Annotated in this window: 1 protein-coding gene; it reads left to right on the top strand. The window is 76.6% G+C overall.

The genetic code is table 11. The features are described 5' to 3' along the window. Positions 1-1,251: zinc ribbon domain-containing protein (locus tag GTW43_RS06850; RefSeq protein ID WP_161300725.1), on the top strand; the 1,251-nt coding region annotated here is incomplete at both ends.

Below are 1,251 nucleotides of genomic sequence, written 5' to 3'. Positions count from 1 at the left end.
CGCCCGGCCCTCGGCCGCCGGTGCCTTCCTCGGCCGGGCGCTGCGCGGCGACTGGGCCGGCGCCGTGCAGGCCGCCCTGTGGCCGGTCGGCTTCGTGCTCGTCGCCGCGGTCGCCCTCGGCATCCCGTCGTACGGGCAGGACTCCGAGGACGCATTCGTCGGCTTCGGGGACCGGCTGCGGCTGGCCCTCGCCGTGCTGCTCCAGGGCGTGGGCGGCGGCTTCGAGGCCTCCGCGGGCGGCTCCGGCGGCGGTTCCCCGCTGTACGGCGGCGACTACGGCTCCGGCGGCTCCGGCAGCGCGGCGCTGTCCGTCGTCCCGCTCCTGGTGACGGTGGTGTGGATCGTGGCGCTCGTCCTCGGCGTCCGGATGCTGCGCACCCGCCTGTACGCGCGGACCGTGCCCGGAGCCCCCGACGGCGCCACCGCCGGGCTGGAGGCCGCGGTGCGCGTCGCGCTCGCGACGACCGCGGGCACGCTCGCCCTCGCGCTGTTCGCCCAGCCCGACATCGCCGAGGTGTCGATCTCCTCGTCGCCGTTCCTGACGGCGCTGTGGACGCTGCTGCTGGCACTCGGCGTCGCGGGCGGGGTGCTGCACGCCGACGACCTGCGGTACCGGGTGGCGGCGGCGCGGCCCGGGGTGCGGATGACGGTGCGGGCCGCCGGGACCGCCGTGCGGGCGCTCGGCGTCGTGCTCGTGCTCGCCCTCGTGCTCGGCTGGATCGGGCTCGCGCTGTTCGGCGACGGCGGCGGGTCGCCCTCCGACGTCGGCGACGACGAGTTCGGCGGCTCCGACGCCGCCGGGATCGGGGCCTTCCTCCTGCTGCTGCCCAACTTCGGTCTTGCGGTGCTCGGTCTGTGCTGGGGCGCCCCGCTGGAGGTGGAGGCGCGCGGCACGTCCGGGTTCGGCGGCGGTTACGAGCGCGAGTCCTTCGGGCTGTCCCGGCTGGGCGACGAACTCGGCTCGGGCGCGGTCGTCTACGCGCTCGCCGTCGGTCTCGTCTGCGCGCTCGTCGCCGGGACGATCGCGGTGCGGCGCTCGGCGGACCGGCGTGAACACCTGCTGTCCGCCGGGCTGTTCTTCGGCCTGTTCCTGCTGCTCGCCGGAGTCGGCGGGCTGGGCGCCGAGTTCCGCGGCGACATCGAGTTCCTCGGCACCGGCTCCGGCAGCTTCGACCTGGGGGTGAGCGTGCCGGAGGCGCTGCTGTTCGGGCTGTTGTGGACCGCCGGTGCGGCGTTCGTCGCGCCGCACCT

Origin of the sequence: Streptomyces sp. SID5785 (genome assembly GCF_009870065.1) — a bacterium.
Taxonomy (GTDB): domain Bacteria; phylum Actinomycetota; class Actinomycetes; order Streptomycetales; family Streptomycetaceae; genus Streptomyces.
The sequence above is the reverse complement of the archived record's forward strand: the minus strand, read 5'-3'. Positions and strand labels throughout refer to the sequence as shown.